This window comes from Rhodococcus baikonurensis (assembly GCF_040489275.1).
Taxonomy (GTDB): domain Bacteria; phylum Actinomycetota; class Actinomycetes; order Mycobacteriales; family Mycobacteriaceae; genus Rhodococcus_F; species Rhodococcus_F baikonurensis.
In genome coordinates this window covers 148,580-168,288 of record NZ_JBEUOQ010000001.1, presented here as the reverse complement: position 1 = coordinate 168,288, position 19,709 = coordinate 148,580, and the positions used below count along the sequence as shown (strand labels likewise).

Below are 19,709 nucleotides of genomic sequence, written 5' to 3'. Positions count from 1 at the left end.
GGGCGAAAGTGTCCGCCAGCTGATGAGTGATCTTCGAATCACGGTTAGCGCATATTCACTTTGACCCAGATAGCTGCAGTTGTCAAGGAATTTCAGAACCTGATGCAAGTGATGGTTGATTCCCGAGTTCGGCGGGGGAGGCTGACTACTCAGACGCGGCGGCCAGGGCACGCAGATCGCGTTTGAGCACCTTTCCGGCGCCGTTGACCGGCAACGCATCGACGAACTGGAAGGAGCGAGGAACCTTGTACCCGGCGATGAGTGTCTTCACGTGCGCGCGCAATGCGCCGGCGTCGATGTTCGAATCCGCTCGAAGAACAACCACGGCATGTACGCGTTCGCCCCACTGGGAATCGGGAAGGCCGATGACAGAGCACGCTGCCACGGATTCGTGTCGAGCCAAGGCGTTTTCGACCTCGGTGGAATAGACGTTCTCGCCTCCGGTGACGATCATGTCCTTGATTCGATCGACGATGAACAGGTAACCGCGCTCGTCGAGGTATCCCGCATCGCCCGTGTGCATCCATCCGTCACGTAGTACCTCGGCGGTCTCGATCGGTTTGTTCCAGTACCCGAGCATGATGTGGCTGCCGAACGTGACGATTTCACCTACTTCACCCGGAGGTAGTTCCATGCCGGCCGGATCGACGATCCGGACCTCGCAGTGCGGGAGAATGCGACCGGCGCTACGGAGCAACTCGCCGCCTTCCAGATGATCGGCAGGGCTGAGAACACTGATGTGGGCGGTTTCCGTCATCCCGTAGCCCTGCACGAAGGCACTGTTGGGGAACATCTGCATGACTTGCCCCAGAAGCGTCGGAGAAATGGGAGAGGCCCCATACCTCAGGACTCGAACACTGGTCAGATCGTAGGAAGCCGTGTCCTCGTGCGAGATCAACATCTGAAGCATGGTCGGGACCAGGCCGACGGTTGTCGGCCGATGTCGGTCGACCGCCTCGAGGAATACGCCCGGATTGAATCTCGACAGGAAGACCTGAGTGCCGCCCATCAGCGACTGGGCCAGCCACCCGACTATCCCCGCGATGTGGAACAGAGGGTTGACAGCGAGGTTCACTCCGCCGCTGACGGCGACATTTCCTGCGGCGAGTGTGCCCAAGGCCGAAGTGATCAGCGATCGATGGCTGACCATCACACCTTTCGGTACGCCCGTCGTACCACCGGTGTACAGCAGGAGTGCCAGGGTGTCGCCGCCGACGCGTAGATCGGCGACGGCCACCGATTCCGAGATCACCCGTTCGTAGTCGAGCATTCCCTCGGGAGCCTGTCCGTCGCCGCAGTAGATCACGGTCGCCAGACTTGGGCACGATTCGCGGAGGGCGCCCACGGCGGAAGCGAAGTTGTCGTCGACCAGTAGGAAGGTCGAGCCGGAATCCTCGAGCGCGTACGTGATTTCCGCTGGGCTCCAACGCGTATTGACGGGACTGGCCACCGCTCCCGACCACCAACAGGCGAGGAGTGCCTCGTGATACCAGTCCGAATTCAATGCCAGTATCGCGACGCGATCACCGGGTTTCAGTCCCATCGCCTGCAATCCGCCCGCCAGTTTCGTGATTCGTTCGACCGATTCCCGGCAGCTTCGGACTCGATCTCCGAACACCGTCATCGGGGTTTCCGGGGCCGCTCGCATGGATCGGTGAATGAATTGAGTCAGTTGCATGTGCTTCCTCCAAGGAGTCCGTGGCGCGTGGCCTGATTCAGATCAGTTCCAGGATCATGGCATTGGCCTGACCGCCAGCCTCGCACATCGACTGCAATCCGTACCGAATGCCGTTGTCGCGCATGTGGTGTACGAGGGTCGTCGTCAGACGTGCGCCCGAACCGCCGAGCGGATGACCGAGCGCCATCGCGCCGCCGAGAGGGTTGAGCTTGGCATAATCGGCGCCGGTCGCCTGCAGCCAAGCCAGAGTGACCGAAGCGAAAGCCTCGTTGATCTCGAATGCCCCGATGTCGGACAGCGACAGTCCCGAACGCTCGAGGGCCTTGGCGGTGGCCGGAATGGGACCGGTGGCCATGGTGATCGGGTCGACGCCTGCCAATGCCACGGTGTGGACCCTGGCGATGGGCTTCCATCCTCGGCGAGCCGCCAATTCGCTGCTGGTGACCAGTAGTGCAGCAGCGCCGTCGGAGATCTGTGACGAGTTGGCAGCGGTGACACGCCCGTCGTCCTTGAACGGGGTAGGCAGCGCGGCCAACCGCCCGAGAGTCGACCCGCGACGGACTCCCTCGTCGGTGTCGACGATGGACACGGTTCCGTCCTCTGCCGTCGTCTTCACGGGGCTGATCTGACTCTTGAATGCACCCGCGTCGATGGCCGCGGCTGCTCGCTCGTGAGAGTCGAGAGCGTGCTGATCCAGCTGCGTTCGGGTCAGTCCGAAGTTCTCGGCGATCATTTCCGCGCCCACGCCCTGGTTGAACTCCACGCCGTTGTATCGCTGCCGGACCAACGGGCCGAACGGCTTGCCGAATTGCGTGGCGCTGCGCGCGGAGCCGATGGGGACGCGGCTCATGCTCTCGACGCCACCGGCGACCGCGATGTCGTAGTGGCCGCTGATGATTCCGGCCGCGGCGAAATGCAAGGACTGCTGCGAGGACCCGCATGCCCGATCCACGGTCACACCGGTGACCGACTCGGGCCAACCTGCGGCGAGCACAGCGTATCGGCCGACGCCGCCGGCCTGCTCACCGACCTGGCTGACGCAACCCCACAAAACGTCGTCGACCGTGCTCGGATCGAGGTCGTTGCGTTCGGTGAGGGCGCGAAGAACGTGGGCGGACAGGTCGACCGGGTGGACCCCGGACAGTCCTCCGTTCCGCTTTCCGATCGGGGTGCGAACTGCATCGACGATGACGGCGTCGTTCATGGCGGGCTCCTTCGTTGACGACCTGAGGGGTCGGCTCTTCGTAGACAAACAGTTAAGTGAATAGACGATAACTTGTTTCGCGGTTTGTATCTAGATTGATCTCGACCGTGCTTCAAGTTATGGCAAATTCACATTATCCGGCAAATTCCTTGCTAGGAAGCTCTTTTAGTGATTGAATTCTGCCCAGTCCACGATGTGATGCCCATCACCAGGTTGGGAATGTCAGCGCCAAAGGCGAAGTCGTGGCGAATCTTCCCTTACCAGTTCAAGGAGATTTAGTGGTACTCGAACAGCAGGTGAGTCGGCCTCGGGCCAAGCTCGGAGAAGCAGGCGAATCCAGGACAGTCGCCTGGGGAATGACCAGTGTGCTGGTCGCCATGTACGTCATCAACTTTGCCGACAAAGCAGTCCTCGGCATCATCGCCCAGCCCTTGGCCAAGGAATTGGGGCTCTCCGCTTCCGACATCGGCCTGGCTGGAAGTGCGTTCTTTCTGATGCTCTCGCTCGGTGGTTTGTTCTCCGGTGCCCTCGACAAGTGGCTCGGACTGCGCTGGGCGCTCGTTCTGCTGGTCGTCCTGTGGTCCGTGGCGATGCTGCCGCTCATGCTCTCAGCCAGTTTCGTGACCCTGCTCGTGAGTCGGATGATTCTCGGTTTCGCCGAAGGTCCCAACTCGCCGCTACTGTTTTCCGCCGCGTACTCCTGGCATGCGCCGGCGCGCCGCGGCTTGCCCGGAGCCGTCCTGACCTGCTCGGCGTCGATCGCCAAGATTGCGATCGCGCCCATTCTCGCGTACGTCGCGGTCACCTGGGGCTGGCGCTCTGCGCTGGTCGCATTGGCGATCGCGGGGCTTTTGTGGGCTGTGCTGTGGCTGGCGGTGTGGAAGGAGGGTCCGTACGGACGAGCTGCCAACTCGGGTAAGGCAGATGATGCCGACCCGAGCCCTGACGGCTCGAACCCCAAAATGGTTGCGGCACCTGCGACTGACGCTGAGCCGGCCGTGCCCTGGTTGCACATCTTCCGCACCCGCACCTTCATCGGTGGTGTTTTGCTCATTGCAGCCGCCTATGCACTGGCAGCGGTAGTCCTCACCTGGTTGCCGTCGTACTTCGAACTGGGCCTTGGTTATTCGCGACTTCAGGCTGGATCGATGTTCTCCATCCCCAGCCTCATCGGTCTTGCGATCATGTTGAGCAGCACGTGGTTGAGCGACAAGCTCATCACCCGAGGCGTCGGTATGCGTGCTGCTCGGGTTGTCTTTCCGGCGGTCGGCATGCTGATCGGCGGCACGTTGTTGGTGTTCCTGCCGTTCGTCGATGCGCCTGTCATGGCTGTGTTCATGGTGTCGTTGGGCTACGCGATATGTACTCCGGTACTTCCGCTTCTCAATGCGTGTGTCAGCGAATTGTGCCCGCCGAAGCAAATTTCCGGGGTACTCGGGGTGTTCCTGTCTCTAATGGCGTTCGGCGGGTTCATCGCGCCGTACATGATGGGACGCATCGTCGACGCGGCCGGTGACGGTGGCGACGGCTACGCGACCGCCTTCCAGATCCTCGGTGGGGTAGCGCTCGTCGTGGCCGTCATCGGCATCGTCATCATCGATCCTGCCCGTGACAAGAACTCGGTGCGCCCCCACGCTCCCGTTGTCGCTGCCCGATAGGCCGATTTCGATGACCTCCATCCTCGATCATCATGTTTCGCCTGACTTCGAGAGTTTGCTGACCTTGGAAAAGCTGAGCAGCACGGAGTTTCGCGGATACTGTCACGCCGGGCATCCGATGAGGGCGTTCGGTGGGCAGGTGGCAGCCCAGGCTCTGACCGCAGCGGGAAGTTCCGTTCCATCGGAAAATCTCGCGCACTCTCTTCACGGCTACTTCCTCAGTGCAGGCGATCCCACCAAGCCGATCGTCTACGAGGTGGAACGACTCCGAGACGGGCGGTCGTATCGTTCCCGTCGGGTCACCGCGAGACAAGGCGGAGAACCGATCTTCACGTTGTCGGCCTCCTTCAAGTTGTCCGAAGACGGTGCGGATCGACAGTTGGTCATGCCTGAAGTGCCACCACCCGAGGACCTTCCGGATCCGTACGAGCACTGGGCGAAAGAGCGACCTGAGGAATATCAGGCGGCGACTACGGTTCGGGTGATGTCACTGCGCTTCGTACCGCAGGATCGGGTATCGGACTACCGTGCAGTACCGGGACTTTCGGAGCAGACAGTGTGGCTGAAACCTGCTCAGGCTTTGCCGGACAATCCCTTGCTCCACGTCTGCGCGCTCACGTACGGCTCCGACATGACACTGGCGTCGACAGCGTCACTCGATATCCAGCCGCATCGTTCGATGCTCAAAGGAGAATCCAGGGCGATCGTGACCTCCCTCGATCACGCTGTGTGGTTCCACCGCCCGTTCCGGGCGGACGACTGGATGCTGTTCTCGCAAACCAGTCCGTCGTCCTGCGACGGGCGCGGTCTCTCGAGTGGGCATTTCTGGAGTAGGAAAGGAGATTTGGTAGCCACTGTGGTCCAAGAGTCGTTGGTCCGCCGGATCGACTAGAAGATTCATTCCATCCATTCCGAACAGCTGGAGGTTTTACTCATGACGCTCGCCTGGCCGACCGATATGCCTCGGTGTCTCGACTATCCGACGACAGGAATCGACGCAGTTCTGGCAGGGGCTGCTCGCGCGTACCCTGACCGAATTGCGCTGCAAGACGGCGACCTTGAACTCACCTTCGCCGACCTGTACGACCGTGCACAGCGAGCGGCCGGGGGATTGCGTGCACTCGGGGTCCAGCCGGGGCACGTGGTGGCGCTCCATATGGCGAACAACCTGTGGTACGTCGTGGCGTACTACGGGGCGCTGTGTGCGGGTGCTGCTGTGGCGCCGGTCAATCCGACTCTCCCGCCGGCCGGTCTCCGCGATCAGTTGGACGATGTGAAGGCACGCGTGGTCATCTCGCACCCCGAATCCGTCGGAATCGTTCTGGCAGCGGCCGCGCAGTGCGTCGACGCTGTGGTGTGCGTATCCGCGACACCTTCGGCGCCGACGACCGAAACGGCTCTGCCGGAGGGCGTTCTTGCATTCGGGGATCTGTTGCAGGCGCATCCGCTGACGTCGTACAGTGTCGATCCGGAGCTCGTCGCTCATCTTCAGCTGACCGGCGGTACGACCGGACGCTCCAAAGCTGTTCGCGTACTGAACCGTAACCTGGTCTCGAATGTCATCCAGATGGCGTCCTGGCGATCTGGGCTTCTCACCGAACTCGACGAACTCGGCGGGCTTCGAATGCAGGCGACCGTCGATCGCGGTCCTCATGCGCTGGTTCCGGGCGAAGGTGTCAACATCGCGGTGGCGCCACTCTTTCACGGTCTGGGCTTGGTCGGACAGAACGTCAGTACTCTGCTCGGATCGACTGTTGTCTTCACCGGCCGCTTCGATCCGGACCGGATGTTGGCAGACATCGAGCGCCTCGGCGTCACCCACATCACCGGTTCGCCCGCGATGTACTACGCGTTGTTGGCGAGCAACAAGATCGGATCGCACGACTTGTCCTCTGTGCGTGCGATCAACTCCGGGGCAGCCCCGTTCGACACGACATCGCTGCGGCGCCTGCAAACGATCTTCGACAATGCCTGGGTCACGGAGGGATACGGCCTGAGCGAAGCGACGATGGGCCTGACGGGTGCGCCTTTGAACTGTGACGTCGCGACGCCGCCGGACAGCGTCGGCGTCGCGATCTTCGACACCGAACTCGAGATCAGAGACGAGAATTCGGCAGTCCTCGGGGCCGGCGAGGTCGGTGAGGTCTGGGCCCGCGGGCCCCAGATCGCCGACGGGTACCAGAACCAGCCGGAACTGACTGCGGTTCAGTTCCGCGGTGGTTGGCTGGCGACCGGAGACATGGGGCGGCTGGACGAGGCGGGGCACCTGTTTCTGGTGGGGCGATCGAAGGACATGATCATCTACAAGGGTTACAACGTGTATCCGCAGCCGCTCGAGGAGATTCTGTGTTCACACGCTGCCGTTGCACAGGCAGCCGTCGTCGGCGAACAGGCGCCAGTGGTCGGTGAGCGCGTGACGGCATTCGTTCAGTTGAACCGCGACTTCGCGTCCGAGACTGCGTCGGCCCTGAAATTGTTGGAGCGGGAACTGACGGACTACGTGGCCGCGAAGGTGGCCCCGTATCAGAAGGTTCGTTCCATCAGGTTCGTCGACCAACTGCCTGTCACGGCAACGGGAAAGATACAGAAGAACGTATTGAGGAACAGCCTTGTCGCCGACGCAGTCTAGGACGATCGTCCAGTAACTCTCCCGATTCGGTCCTGCCGCGGCGTGATTTCTGCGAGAGTGTCGAACATGCGTGGATTCCTGGTAGCCGGTGTGAGTGCATTCGCGGCGGTCGTCTCGGTAGTCTCGGCGCCCTCCGCCGGTGCCGAGACGACCGCGGACCGAGCTCACTCGTTTTCCGAGACCACGTCCGTCGGCGTCCACAACTCCTACGAGAAGGCGACGTTCCCGTACTTCGCCGACGCTCTGGATTCAGGGGCGTCCCTGCTCGAGTTGGATCTGTGGACCAACGGCGTCGGTCCGGACTGGCGTGTGTCGCACATGAATCCGGTGGCGAGCGACAGCAATTGCGTCGGTGCGCAGGACGCTGCCGGATTGCGAAGCGGTCTGCGAGATCAGGGACTCCGCGGATGCCTGGCGGATATGCGGGCGTGGCACGAAGCCGATCCCGGGCATCCGCCGGTGATGATCAAGTTGGAACTCAAGGACGGTTTCACGGCCGGTTACAGACGTGGACCCGCCGATCTCGACGCCTTGATTCTCGGGACCCTCGGCGACGCGGTTTTCGCTCCGTCCGATCTGATGGGTGAGTCCTACTCGACTCCGGATGCCGCCGTCACCGAGCGCGGATGGCCGAGTGTTTCCGAGATGACCGGCAAGTTTCTGTTCGAGCTGATTCCGGGAACGATCGAGGAGGGAAACCCTCTCGACACGGAGTGGACCGACCAGCAGTACGCGACGCACTTGCGAGATCTGTCCGCTGCCGGGCTCGTCCAACTCGGCGCGGCCTTTCCTGCTGTTCACCGGGCATCGCCGGGAGATCCCCGTCTCGACCGCTACGCCGATCCGGGGATCCGACCGTGGTTCGTGATTTTCGACGGCGACGCGCTCGATTACACCTCGGGCGATGTGGATCCGCAGTGGTACCACGATCGTGGCTACCTGCTCGTCATGACCGACGCGCACAAGGTTGCTCCGCAGATCGACGGAACTCATGCCTCGGAAGCCGAAGCGAGCGAGCGACTCGACCGGCTGGCCGGTGAGCACGCGAGTTACATCACCGCGGACTGGTCGAGATTGCCGAACGTACTGTCCACCGTGGTGCCGCGTCGGTGATTTTCGCCGACAAGATCTGGCAGGCGGCAATTCTCAGGAACAGGGTGCAGGATGGGTTCATGCGCACTGTCACGTGGAATCCCGAAGTCTACGGCCGCTATTCGGGTGAGCGGTCACGCCCGTTCGTGGACCTGGTCTCGCGGGTGACCACCGAAGACCCGACGCGGGTAGCCGACCTCGGCTGCGGCTCAGGCAACCTGACCGCGATGCTCGGGGAACGATGGCCGGACGCCTCGGTATCCGGATTCGACTCGTCTCCCGACATGGTGGCGCAGGCCCCGACAGACCTGCCGGGAAACGTCACCGTCGAGTTGGGGGACATCATGTCCTTCGACGCCACCGGTTACGACGTGGTCGTCAGTAACGCTGCATTGCAGTGGGTTCCGAGCCACCGCGAGCTGATCGACCAATGGGCGGACACCCTGGCATCCGGGTCGTGGCTGGCGTGGCAGGTTCCGGGAAACTTCGATGCGCCGTCACATGCGCTCATGCGAGGCCTCGCGGAGTCCGCGGAATGGAGCGAGCGACTGGGCGGCGTCCTACGCGGCCCGGAAGGTGTCGACAGTCCGGTGGCGTACGCGCAGCGGCTGCAGGAACACGGGTTCGACGTCGACGCATGGGAAACGACGTACGTACACGTGCTGGCAGGTGCCGATCCCGTGCTCGGATGGGTACGGGGTACTGGACTTCGGCCGGTCCTGGACGTTCTCGGCGAGGCCGACGCTCCGGAGTTCGAGCGTCAGTATTCCGACCTGCTGCGAGAGGCGTATCCCGCCACGGCCGCCGGAACGCTGTTTCCGTTCCGGCGGGTGTTCTGTGTGGGACGCAAGCGGTAACTACTCGGCTGTGACGAAGCCTTCCGAGACCAGCCAGTCGCGGGCCACGTCCGCCGGCTCCTTGCCGTCGACGTCGACCTGCCGGTTGAGCTCGGTCATCACCTCGTTGGTCAGTTTCTCCGAGATCGGCGCCATGACTTCGGCAACCTGCGGATGTGCCTCCGCGAAGTCCTTTTTCATCACCAGTGCCGGATTGTATTTCGGGAAGAACTGCAGATCGTCGTCGAGGAGAACCAGATCGAGTGCGATGATGCGACCGTCGGTGGTGAAGACTTCACCGAACTTGCATTGGTCGCTGTCGGCCGTCGCCTGGTAGATGATGCCCGTCTGCAGAATCTGCCGCTGGGCTCGCGAGGCGTCGAAGCCGTACTTGGCTGCCAGACCCGGATAGCCGTCCTGACGGACGTTGAACTCGGTCTCGACGCACGTCACTGCAGCACCGGGATCGGATTCGACCAACTTCGCGTAGTCGGAAACCGTCTTGACGCCGGTCTTCTCGGCGGTCTCCTTGCTCATCGCCAATGCATACGTATTGTTCATCGGCGCCGGATCAGTCCACACCATGTCGTTAGCGGCCAGATCCGCGTCGCGGACCGCCTCGAACTGCGCCTGCGAGTCGGGAAGTGGAGTTTCGTTTCCGAGATAGTTGATCCACCCGGTCCCGGTGTACTCGTACGCAAGGTCGATCTGCCCGTTCAACTGTGCGTCACGGGTGCTGTTCGAGCCCTGGATGTTCGTGAGATCTCGAACATCCGCGCCTGCCGCCGCCATAGCGAATTCGATGACGTACCCGAGCACGATCTGCTCGGTGAAGTCCTTGGAGCCGACGGTCATCTTCACACCCTCGAGCTCGGGAACGGGCTCGATGCTGCCGGGGCCGACTGCCAGCGGCAGTGCTCCACCGGATTCCAGGCCGCAGGACGCGACAAGGGTGAGGCCGAGCGTGGCAACTGCGAGTTTCCAGCCCCGCGTTCTGGTGATCGAAGTCTTGGTCATCGTAATCCCTTGGGCCCGAGATAAGTTTCGGCGAGCGCGCCGAGCCAGTCGATCAGCAAGGCCAACGACACTGCGAGTACGGCGCCGACCACGAGGGTGACGTTGTCGCGCAGTTTGTACCCGGTGTCGATCAGAATGCCCAGACCACCGGCACTGACCAGGAAGCACAGCGTTGCCGTGCCGACGGCCAGTACGAGCGAAGTGCGAAGGCCCGCAAGAATGTACGGGACAGCCATCGGGAATTCGAGCTGACGCAGTACGGTCAGAGAAGACATCCCCTGACCACGTCCGGCGTCGATCAGAGTCTTGTCCACCTGCTGATAACCCAGAATCGTGTTGCGTAGCACGGGAAGCAGTGAGTAGAACGCGATCGGAAACACGCCGATCCAGAAGCCCGTCGTTCTGGTCGCGAGATAGAACAGCACCAGGAGGCCGATGGCCGGTGCCGCGGCCCCGATGTTCGCGATGCCGACGAAGAACGGTGCCAAGCGGGTGAATTTCGGTCTGGTCAACAATGTTCCGAGCGGAACCGCGATGGCGACGACGATGATGACCACAGCGGCGGTGATCAGCACGTGTTCCCACGTCAGCGTGACGATGTTGTCGAGATTGATGCTGGCCTTCTGTGTCGCGTTCAGTTCGCGCGTGAACGCCCAGGTCAGCACGCCCGCGACAAGGATCAGAACAATGACGGGTTGAACGTACAGCCGCATCCGCTCAGCTCGGCGGGTGGCCGCATTCTCGGCGGCGCCGAGATCGGGAGCGTCCGGTTCCATCTCGGGCGCGGCGACGAGGTCTTCGGTCGTGGCACTCATATTCGACCCTCGACGTTCTCGGCGTCGGACTCGTCGTCGTCGTGATCGTGGGCATGCTCCTCGCGCATCTCGGAGAGATGGCTGACCAGCGTGTCGATCGTGATGAGGCCGACATACTCGCCGCGCCGTCCGGTGACCACGGTGGATGCATTGCTCTCGGCGAGAAGAGCTTCCAACGCATCCTGCAGGGTGGACTGGATGGACACGGCCTCACCGATCTCGTTACCGACACCTCGAAGGGTCGACGCGTGAGCGAGGTGCCCGGGTGAGACCCAGCGAAGCGGCCGGCCACGCTGATCGAGAATCAAGGCCCATTTCCACTTGCGTGCTGCGAGTGCGGTTCTCAAGTCGTCGACCGAATCGGTTTCGCGCGCGGTGAGGCACTGCTTGAGTTTGATCTGACGCACACGGGTCAAGGTCAACTGCTTGAGTGATGCGTCGGCGCCGACGAAACCCGCGACCATGTCGTTGGCGGGATTGGCGAGGATCGCTTCGGGGGTGTCGTACTGCATGATGCTGGACTGGTTACCCAGCACGGCAATTCGATCCCCGAGCTTGACTGCCTCGTTGAAATCGTGGGTGACGAACACGATGGTCTTGCCCAACTCCGACTGCAGACGCATCAGTTCGTCCTGGAGGAGACCGCGAGTGATGGGATCGACGGCACCGAAAGGCTCGTCCATCAACAGAACCGGGGGATCGGCGGCGAGTGCCCGCGCCACGCCCACGCGCTGTTGCTGGCCACCGGAGAGCTGTCGTGGGTACCGGTCACGATAAGTGTCCGGGTCGAGGCCGACGAGGTCGAGCATCTCGTCGGTCCGTGCCGCGATTCGCTTCTTGTCCCAACCGATGAGGCCGGGCACCGTCGCGACGTTCTTCGCAATGGTGAAGTGCGGGAACAAGCCTGCTTGCTGAATCGAGTATCCGATGCCGCGGCGAAGCTTGTCCGGGTCGATGGACAGGGCGTCTTTGCCGTCGATGGTGATCTTGCCCGAGGTGGGTTCGATCAGACGGTTGATCATGCGCATCGTCGTCGTCTTGCCGCAACCCGAAGGTCCGACGAAAACCACGATCTCGCCGGCGGGAACAGTCAGCGAAACATTGTCCACCGCTGCAGCTTTCTGTCCCGGGTAACGCTTGGTCACGGATTCGAGAACGATCTCGACTCCGGATACCTTCTGATCAGCGGATACGTCGGACGGAATGGTTTCGGTCATTGCAGCCCCTTCGAAGTAGTGAGACGGCCGATGACGAGGTAGATTCCGTCGAGGATCAGGGCCAGAATGACGATGAGTACGGTGCCGACCAGCGCTTGCGGAACAGCATTGGGGCTGCCTACCCGCGAGAGTCCGGAGAAGATCAGGTTTCCCAGACCTGGACCTTTGGCGTATGCGGCGATGGCCAGGATGCCCATGAGCATCTGCGTACTGACCCGCATGCCGGTGAGGATCGAGGGCCACGCGATCGGTAGCTCGATTCGACTCAGTACGTGCATGCGATTCATTCCGACGCCGCGCGCCGCGTCGGTGATGGCCGGGTTGACCGCATCCAGGCCGATGATCGTGTTCCGAATGATCGGGAGCAGGGCATACAGGATCAGTGCGGTGATCGTCGGGGCGACGCCGAGACCGAGAATCGGAATGAGCAGTCCGAGAAGAGCGAACGAAGGAACCGTCAAGATCGTGCTGGCCAAAGCTGTTGCCACGGACGAACCGACCGGGCTTCTGTAGACGAGAATTCCGATGATCACGGCGGCAATCGTCGCGATGATCACGGACTGGATAACTGCTGAAACATGTAGGTACGAGTCGGTCATCAATTGTTGTCGTCGTGCAACGACAAAATCCCATAGCGCGCCCATATTTCCGAACCCACTTTCTTCGGACTTCTGCTCGCAAACGTCTTCCCTCGACACCGACCGGCGCACAAGGGCTTTCCCCGCAGCCGTTTCCGGCCGAGGGGTTTGTCTCGACTGTCGTCCAAAAACTCCGATACTGCAACTAATTCCGATTGCAGCGTGTCGGATGTTGTTCTGGACGTGCGAGTTTGCGAGTCGCGTCTTTGTACCCAGCAGACAGCCATCTCAAACGTGCTGGAAACAGCAAAACGGGAGAGCTCCGAAGAACCCTCCCGCCTTGTACGAATCTTTCCGAATTGGGCTCAGGCCCAGCTGAGCGCGTCCTCGTCGGAGAGACGTGGGAGACGATCGAACCACGGGTTCTCGCCGGGGTGGCCGATGTTCACTACGAGGATCGTCTTGAAACGTCCGTCCGCGAAGAATTCGCCGTCGATGCCGGCCGCATCGAATCCGGCCATCGGGCCGGCGACCAGACCCTGTGCACGAATCGCGAGGATCACGTAGCCGGCCTGCAGTGCGGCGTTGAACCGACTGGTCGAACTGGCGGCAGCCTCGTCGGATTCGAAGTAGTCCTTCATCTCCGGGCGGATGGGGAACAGGGTGGGGATGTGCTTGTAGAACTCGGTATCCACTGCGAGAACCGCAACTACAGGAGCCGCTTCGGTCTTGGCCTTGTTTCCGTCGGCCATGTGCTCGACGAGGCGCGCTTTGCCCTCCTCGGTGCGAACGAACAACACGCGCAGTGGATTGGTGTTTGCCGCGGTCGGCGCCCACTTCGCGAGCTCCCAGATTGCGGTGAGCTGGTCGTCGGTCACGGGCTCGTTCGAGAAGGAATTGGCGGTGCGTGCCGCGGTGAAGAGGAGTTCGCGGCCGGTTTCGTCGAGTTGCTGGGCGGTGAATGGGGTGGCTGCGACGAGAGACATCGGGGGATTCCGTTCCGTGGTAGCTCGACCGAGCGTTGCCCGGTAAAGCTAGTTGCTAGTAAAAAAATAGTGCCTACGGATACGTTAGCACTGTGGCTAGGATGGTGGGGTGGCGAGTAAGAGCGAAGCGGAACACGAGCCCCGCGCATGTGACGGGGCGTTGGCCCGCGCGTTCGGCTTCCTGGGCAAACGGTGGAACGGCGTCATTCTCGGCACGCTGCTCAACGGGCCGGCGGGATTCTCCGAACTCAAGCGCGCAGTTGGCGGGATCAGTGATTCGGTACTCTCGGAACGCCTGACGGAGTTGGCGGGGGCAGGCTTGGTGACGAGGAGCGTCGATGCAGGTCCGCCCATCGCCGTGGAGTACGAACTCACGGCGTCGGGGCAAGCACTGCTTCCAGCCCTCAGCGAACTGACAACCTGGGCTGCCGAGAACTTGCCACCTGAGAATTGCTCGAACTGAGCTAACGCGTGTGAACGGTCCTGCGTGCCGTGTACCAGGTTTCACCAGCGGGTTCTCCGGCCAGGTTCCAACTCCACGAGACTGTCGGCGTGATGCGTGAATAGATTCCGGGGCCGACCATTCCTACCCTCTCGATCGGCCGTTCAGCGATTCCGTAGATTCTGATTCCGCGCGCGACGAATGGCTCGAACGACGGCATGTCGTCGATGACCAGGGCGACTTCGAGTTGTCCTGACCCGATGTTGCGGAACTTCTTGGTCCGCAGGACCGCCTCGCCGACCCCGCCGATCCACAGGTGGGCCCCGTCGTACTCGAAGGCCAACGGAACGACGTCGGGTTGTCCGTTCGGTGAGACGGTCGCTACGCGCGCCAGCGGCTGCGACTGCAAGTAGGCGATCTCTTCGTCCGTGAATGACATGTGTTTCTCCTTCTGTAGCTTCTCCCGGGTAACAGCTTCTCCCCGGCAATGACGAAACATGCACGCAACGTAGATGCAACGTATCCAAAACTAGTGTTCTGGATCACACAGTTTTGGTCGGGTTCAGATGTATCCGGACGTGAATCTGTGGGCAGAACGGGTCCTGTTCGCTACCGGTGGCGGATGAGGACAAGGTTCCGCGGGTTGAGCACACAGCCCGCGGAACCGCTCCCCATCAGGGCACCGGCCGACAGGAGTCCAGGTGTCCGTAGTTGCGGAAGTCTCTGCGATCGATTTTGCGGAAACCGAATTCGAGAGGGCTCGAGGATCGGCCCTGATTCGCGAAGTCGGCCCGCTCGTTCCTGGCCCACCGTCCTTGGCGATGTGTCTGAGCGAACCGACGCGCGGACTCGTCGACATCGCGTCGTTACTCGTAGCTGCGCCGTGGCTGCTTCGATCGCCGCGAGGGGACGGTCACCCGGTCCTGGTTCTTCCCGGTCTGTTGACGTCCGATGTGTCCACGTTCGCGTTGAGGGCGTATCTCGGATTTCTCGGATATCGTGTCCACGGCTGGAATCTGGGCATCAACACCGGTCCGACGGCGATGGTGGTCGACGGATTGCCTGCCGCATTGGCTGCAGTATCCGATCGGTACCAGCAGAAGGTGTCGGTGATCGGCTGGAGTCTGGGCGGAATCTACGCTCGAAAGCTGGCGAGGGACCTACCGGACTCAGTACGTCAGGTGGTGACGCTCGGTTCGCCTTTCGGTCTCACCAGTCTGGAGCAGACGCGAGTCGGATCGCTCTACGCTCGTTTGTCCGGCAACCATGCCATGATGCCTCCGGTCGACGGCATCGAATCCGAACAGGGACCGCCCATTTCGGTTCCTGCCACGTCGGTCTACTCCAGGCACGACGGCATCGTTCCGTGGCAAGCGTGCTGTGAAACCACGTCTGGACGATCGGAAAGCGTTGCGGTGCAAGGTAGTCACATGGGGCTGACTCACAACCCCTCTGCGTTGTGGACGGTTGCCGATCGTCTGGCGCAGGACGTCGACAACTGGCAACCCTTTGCGGCACCGAAAAGACTTCGACGGATGTTTCCCGCCGAGGTGTGAGGCTGAGATGTGGGGGAGAACCCTGAGTCCGACGCGGGGACGGACCTGTACCTGAGTATGTACTGCACCGGAAAAGATGGGTCCATGGCCTGATGCGCGTGAGTGCCCCGGCGGCGGATAGTGGAAGTCGACGCGGACAGTCCGCGAGATCCACTGAAGGGACACCGAACATGACTTCGCCCATGAAGACCCGCAAACTCACTCGAGCTCGCTCCGGCGCGATGTTCGGCGGGGTGTGCGCCGGGATCGCTCGATACTTCGGGTGGAAGTCGTCGACCGTCCGCTTGCTGTTCGTGCTCTCGTGCTTGCTGCCCGGCCCGCAGTTTCTGATCTACATCGTGATGTGGATTTTCATTCCTCGTGAGCAAATCTGATCGAATCGCTCAGCGGCGCCGATTCTTCATGAGTTGTTTCGCTTCGTGCAGTTCTTCGGTACTCAGGGGAGGGAGGGGAAGCGAGTCACGATGCAATCCCTCGGTGCGTAGTCCGTCGAGCATCACCGAAAGGTATCGGCGCCACACAGTCGGGTTGACCGGCTGAGCAAATTCGGTGACTGCTCCCACCATGAAGATGAGGCCGAACAGGTCCGTGGGGACGGCGTCGGGACGCAGCATTCCGGCGTCCTGGGCCCGGTAGAAGATCCTCTCGACCGACGGTTCGACGATGGATCGTTGGCATGCCAGCTGCTCGCAGCCCTCGTCGGTTCCGTTCAGGACGTCTTTGAGCCCACGATTGACCGACATACGGCTGCAGGCGAATTCGGCGAACGTGACGAGTCCGTCCCACGGATCCGGATTGTTCAGTGATGCCTCGGCAGTGGCGGCGATGTCGGCAAAGTTCTGTTCGAAGACTCCGTCGATCAATTCTTCCTTGCTGGCGAACCGCCGATAGACAGTTCCGACGCCGACACCCGCGCGCCGGGCAACGTCGTCGAGTGTGACGTCGATCCCTTCTTCGGCGAACAATTCACGTGCGGCATCGATGATCAACTGCCGGTTACGTGCAGCGTCGGCGCGAAGCGGGCGCCCCATTGCGGTACTCATGTCTCCACTCTACCCGCCAAGTGGAGACAGCCTCTCCGTTTTCGTGTAGCGTTTTTGCTAACCGGAGAAGCCATCTCCGCATAGGTTGGGCGAGGGACTATGTCAGACATTGCTGAACGGACTGAATTCGAGCAGTCCTCAGCGCCTTCAGGGGACAACCACGCAAAGCGGTGGCTGGTTCTCGCGGTTCTGGGAATTGCGCAGCTGATGGTGGTCTTGGATGCCACCATCGTCAATATCGCGCTGCCGGCTGCGCAGCGCTCACTGGAGTTCGGTGATTCCGACCGCCAGTGGATCATCACGGCATACGCGTTGGCGTTCGGCAGCCTGCTGTTGCTCGGCGGTCGATTGAGCGACTTGTTCGGGCGCAGGCGAACGTTCATCGTCGGCCTGATCGGCTTTGCGGTCGCTTCCGCCATCGGTGGCGCAGCCGTCAACTTCGAAATGCTTGTTGCCGCTCGCGCGGGCCAGGGCGTGTTCGGTGCGCTCCTTGCTCCGGCGGCACTGTCTCTGTTGTCCGTGACATTCACCGATCCGGGTGAGCGCGCCAAGGCTTTCGGCATCTTCGGTGCCGTGGCCGGCGGTGGTGGCGCCATCGGCCTGTTGCTCGGCGGAGCTCTCACCGAGTGGGTCGACTGGCGCTGGTGCCTCTTCGTGAATCTCTTCTTCGCGGCGATCGCATTGGTCGGAGCGGTTCTGTTGCTCGCGCCGCACACCAGTGATTCGCGGCCCAAGCTCGACATCCCGGGAACGATCCTGGTCTCCATCAGCTTGTTCAGCATCGTCTTCGGATTCTCGAAGGCCGAATCTGATGGGTGGAGTGCAACTCCCACCATTTCGTGGCTCGTTGCCGGCGTAGTCTTCATGGCTGCATTCATCTACTGGCAGACCAAGTCCGAACACCCGCTCCTTCCGCTGCGGGTGGTGCTCGACCGGATCCGGGCGGGCTCGTATCTTGCGATCTTCCTTTCCGGCGCAGGCATGTTCGCTGTCTTCCTGTTCCTGACGTACTACATGCAACTGATCCTCGGGTACAGCCCGATCATGACCGGTCTCGCATTCATGCCGATGGTATTCGGAATTGTCACGGCGGCAACGCTTTCGACAGCAGTCTTGCTACCTCGGGTTGGTCCGCGAGTGCTGATCGTGAGCGGAATGGTCATCGCCGCGATCGGAATGACACTGCTCGCCCAGATCTCCGTGGACAGCACGTACGCCGTCCACATCCTGCCCGGCCTCGTTGTCACCGGACTCGGAATGGGCAGCATCTTCGCCCCGTCGATGCAGGGAGCAACTTCGGGCGTGCATCACGAAGACGCCGGCGTGGCATCTGCCACCGTCAACACGATGCAGCAGGTTGGTGGCTCGATCGGAACTGCACTGCTCAGCACGATTGCGGCCTCGGCTTCCACCAACTACCTGGTAGGGCGCGAGATGAACCCGCTGACCCAGGCGCAGGCCGCCGTCGAGAGTTACACCACGACGTTCTACTGGGCAGCAGGCATTTTCGCGGTCGGTGCGGTGTTGACCGGACTGGTTCTTCGGAGCGGACTGCTTCCGGACTCGCCGGAAGGTGAACCGGTAATCGCCCACTGACAGCAAATTTCGGGGTCGACGCCGCTACGGGGTCGACCCCGAAATCGAGTCAGCAGTTCTTCCCGGGCGTTGTCTGGAACCGATGAAGGACGTGATCGAGTTGCTCGGAGGAGAGCGCAGGCACGGGCAGTTCCCGATGTCCAGTGCGGGAAGCACACAGTCCGTCGATCATGAACCCGAGGGCGCGACGGTAAGCCTGAGGGGCCTCGTCGCCGCCGAACTTCTGAGCCATCTTGACGACCTGCATGAGAAGCGGAATGTCGTTGACTTCGAAGTCGCTACGCAGGGTGCCCTGTTCCTTCGCGTGATTGACGAGTGCCGCGGTGTGTCGAGCGATTCCCGCACGCGCGCGAGCGAAGGTGTCGGAAGTGAAGCGTCCGTCCATCAGGAGATCGCCGAAACCGCGGTTGTCCGCCATGCGCAGCGAGATGACGTCGAGGAAGTAGACGAGACCTTCCCAGGCGTCCGGCATCTCGCGGGCGGTGGCGGCGATCGATTCGATCTCGGAGCACCGCGTGTCGAACAGAGCCTGGATCAGTTCGTCCTTGCTGGCGAATCGTCGATACACGGTTCCGACGCCGACGCCGGCGTGCTTCGCGACGTCGGCCAGTGTGGCGTCCAGTCCTTGGGCCGCGAACACCTCGCGAGCGGAGCAGAGAATCCGTTCGAGGTTGGCCTGGGCGTCGGACCGGAGGCGCGGCTGTGAGCAGTCGGCCGAGGTCCCCGCACGAGAAGCGTCGGGGTGGGTTGTCGGCATCCTCACAGTCTACGGCACTAAGCGGAATGATTGATTCCGTTAGTGCTATATTGCTAAGCGGAACGTGTGGTTCCGATTGTCCGTACGAGAGAAGCCGATATGAGCACGTCTGACATCTGGGTCGGGAGCAATCCGATCTCGATGGTGGGTACGCGGAGTGCAGGTTTCGCGGCAACGAGGCTTCGCGCCCTTGCCGGCGACGGCGCCTTTGCTCAGCTCGTTCGTTTTGCCCTTGTCGGCGGAGCCAGCAACATTCTCTACTTCGCAGCTTTCCTGGCGCTGCGCGGTGACGGAGCGCTGGTCGCCAACGCAGTCGGTGCGGTCTTGAGCACCATTTTGGCCAATGAGCTGCATCGCCGGCTCACCTTCCACGCCGCGGATCGCGTCAACTGGTTCACCGCGCAGTGGGAAGGCGGTGGTCTCGCACTGGTCGGGCTGATCGCCAGTTCCGCTGCCATCAGTGCGCTCGGTTTCCTGTTGCCCGGTGCGGATGGGCTACTTCAAGCGGGTCTTGTAATCGCAGTGAGCGGAATTGTCGGTGGCCTGCGATTTGTCGCGCTTCGTGGCTGGGTTTTCTGAGCGGTTCTCGAGTTCGGACCGGAACG

Annotated in this window: 20 protein-coding genes; 10 read left to right on the top strand and 10 right to left on the bottom strand. The window is 61.9% G+C overall.

Annotated elements, in window-relative coordinates:
- Positions 1-145 precede the first annotated feature (145 nt).
- Both ABWI03_RS00870 and ABWI03_RS00865 read right to left on the bottom strand, forming a co-directional pair.
- Complete coding sequence (locus ABWI03_RS00870) at positions 146-1,678, bottom strand: acyl-CoA synthetase (RefSeq protein WP_298777217.1); 1,533 nt, start codon at positions 1,676-1,678, stop codon at positions 146-148.
- A 37-nt stretch (positions 1,679-1,715) separates the two neighbouring features.
- The gene (locus ABWI03_RS00865; RefSeq protein WP_298777218.1) at positions 1,716-2,882 is read right to left on the bottom strand and encodes a thiolase family protein; all 1,167 of its coding nucleotides are present in this window, start codon (positions 2,880-2,882) and stop codon (positions 1,716-1,718) included.
- Between the two features lie 296 nt (positions 2,883-3,178).
- On the opposite strand from ABWI03_RS00865, the gene ABWI03_RS00860 reads away from it, so the two are divergent.
- From ABWI03_RS00860 to ABWI03_RS00840, 5 genes are all read left to right on the top strand, one after another.
- Positions 3,179-4,540: an MFS transporter gene (locus ABWI03_RS00860; RefSeq protein WP_435054134.1), complete on the top strand. Its 1,362-nt coding sequence runs from the start codon at positions 3,179-3,181 to the stop codon at positions 4,538-4,540.
- A 10-nt stretch (positions 4,541-4,550) separates the two neighbouring features.
- Positions 4,551-5,432 (top strand): acyl-CoA thioesterase, encoded by an 882-nt coding sequence (locus tag ABWI03_RS00855; RefSeq protein ID WP_298777220.1) that lies wholly within the window; start codon positions 4,551-4,553, stop codon positions 5,430-5,432.
- Positions 5,433-5,474: 42 nt separating this feature from the next.
- Positions 5,475-7,169 carry a class I adenylate-forming enzyme family protein gene (locus tag ABWI03_RS00850; protein WP_298777221.1) on the top strand — a complete coding sequence of 565 codons (1,695 nt, stop codon included), beginning with the start codon at positions 5,475-5,477 and terminating at the stop codon, positions 7,167-7,169.
- A 66-nt stretch (positions 7,170-7,235) separates the two neighbouring features.
- A complete protein-coding gene (locus ABWI03_RS00845) occupies positions 7,236-8,282 on the top strand; it encodes a phosphatidylinositol-specific phospholipase C domain-containing protein (RefSeq protein ID WP_298777222.1) in 1,047 nt (348 codons plus the stop codon).
- Between the two features lie 59 nt (positions 8,283-8,341).
- A complete protein-coding gene (locus ABWI03_RS00840) occupies positions 8,342-9,118 on the top strand; it encodes a trans-aconitate 2-methyltransferase (protein ID WP_124567727.1) in 777 nt (258 codons plus the stop codon).
- On the opposite strand, the gene ABWI03_RS00835 is transcribed toward ABWI03_RS00840, so the two are convergent.
- The 5 genes from ABWI03_RS00835 to ABWI03_RS00815 form a co-directional block, all read right to left on the bottom strand.
- Positions 9,119-10,114 carry a glycine betaine ABC transporter substrate-binding protein gene (locus ABWI03_RS00835; RefSeq protein WP_095968617.1) on the bottom strand — a complete coding sequence of 332 codons (996 nt, stop codon included), beginning with the start codon at positions 10,112-10,114 and terminating at the stop codon, positions 9,119-9,121.
- On the bottom strand, positions 10,111-10,890 hold the full coding sequence (locus tag ABWI03_RS00830; RefSeq protein ID WP_298777774.1) for an ABC transporter permease: 780 nt from the start codon (positions 10,888-10,890) through the stop codon (positions 10,111-10,113). Before ABWI03_RS00830 ends, ABWI03_RS00835 begins: the two co-directional genes overlap by 4 nt.
- Positions 10,891-10,925: 35 nt before the next feature.
- Positions 10,926-12,146 carry an ATP-binding cassette domain-containing protein gene (locus ABWI03_RS00825; RefSeq protein WP_095968618.1) on the bottom strand — a complete coding sequence of 407 codons (1,221 nt, stop codon included), beginning with the start codon at positions 12,144-12,146 and terminating at the stop codon, positions 10,926-10,928.
- The gene (locus tag ABWI03_RS00820) at positions 12,143-12,790 is read right to left on the bottom strand and encodes an ABC transporter permease (RefSeq protein ID WP_298777223.1); all 648 of its coding nucleotides are present in this window, start codon (positions 12,788-12,790) and stop codon (positions 12,143-12,145) included. Before ABWI03_RS00820 ends, ABWI03_RS00825 begins: the two co-directional genes overlap by 4 nt.
- Positions 12,791-13,089: 299 nt before the next feature.
- Positions 13,090-13,710, bottom strand: coding sequence for a malonic semialdehyde reductase (locus tag ABWI03_RS00815; RefSeq protein WP_298777224.1), 621 nt, complete (start codon positions 13,708-13,710; stop codon positions 13,090-13,092).
- A gap of 109 nt (positions 13,711-13,819) precedes the next feature.
- Between ABWI03_RS00815 and ABWI03_RS00810 the strand changes: the two genes are divergently transcribed.
- Complete coding sequence (locus ABWI03_RS00810; RefSeq protein WP_095968621.1) at positions 13,820-14,173, top strand: winged helix-turn-helix transcriptional regulator; 354 nt, start codon at positions 13,820-13,822, stop codon at positions 14,171-14,173.
- Between the two features lies 1 nt (position 14,174).
- On the opposite strand, the gene ABWI03_RS00805 is transcribed toward ABWI03_RS00810, so the two are convergent.
- On the bottom strand, positions 14,175-14,591 hold the full coding sequence (locus ABWI03_RS00805; protein WP_124567724.1) for a PPOX class F420-dependent oxidoreductase: 417 nt from the start codon (positions 14,589-14,591) through the stop codon (positions 14,175-14,177).
- Between the two features lie 262 nt (positions 14,592-14,853).
- On the opposite strand from ABWI03_RS00805, the gene ABWI03_RS00800 reads away from it, so the two are divergent.
- Together ABWI03_RS00800 and ABWI03_RS00795 are read left to right on the top strand one after the other, a co-directional pair.
- Complete coding sequence (locus tag ABWI03_RS00800; protein ID WP_296551814.1) at positions 14,854-15,708, top strand: PGAP1-like alpha/beta domain-containing protein; 855 nt, start codon at positions 14,854-14,856, stop codon at positions 15,706-15,708.
- A gap of 170 nt (positions 15,709-15,878) precedes the next feature.
- The gene (locus ABWI03_RS00795) at positions 15,879-16,082 is read left to right on the top strand and encodes a PspC domain-containing protein (protein WP_019745155.1); all 204 of its coding nucleotides are present in this window, start codon (positions 15,879-15,881) and stop codon (positions 16,080-16,082) included.
- A gap of 9 nt (positions 16,083-16,091) precedes the next feature.
- Here ABWI03_RS00795 and ABWI03_RS00790 read toward each other — a convergent pair whose 3' ends face one another.
- Positions 16,092-16,751 (bottom strand): TetR/AcrR family transcriptional regulator, encoded by a 660-nt coding sequence (locus tag ABWI03_RS00790; protein WP_095968624.1) that lies wholly within the window; start codon positions 16,749-16,751, stop codon positions 16,092-16,094.
- Between the two features lie 99 nt (positions 16,752-16,850).
- On the opposite strand from ABWI03_RS00790, the gene ABWI03_RS00785 reads away from it, so the two are divergent.
- A complete protein-coding gene (locus ABWI03_RS00785; protein ID WP_003940566.1) occupies positions 16,851-18,347 on the top strand; it encodes an MFS transporter in 1,497 nt (498 codons plus the stop codon).
- A gap of 49 nt (positions 18,348-18,396) precedes the next feature.
- Here the strand turns inward: ABWI03_RS00785 and ABWI03_RS00780 are convergent, their stop codons facing one another.
- On the bottom strand, positions 18,397-19,104 hold the full coding sequence (locus tag ABWI03_RS00780) for a TetR/AcrR family transcriptional regulator (RefSeq protein ID WP_095968625.1): 708 nt from the start codon (positions 19,102-19,104) through the stop codon (positions 18,397-18,399).
- Between the two features lie 141 nt (positions 19,105-19,245).
- Between ABWI03_RS00780 and ABWI03_RS00775 the strand changes: the two genes are divergently transcribed.
- Complete coding sequence (locus ABWI03_RS00775; RefSeq protein ID WP_020908979.1) at positions 19,246-19,683, top strand: GtrA family protein; 438 nt, start codon at positions 19,246-19,248, stop codon at positions 19,681-19,683.
- The last annotated feature ends 26 nt before the right edge of the window (positions 19,684-19,709 follow it).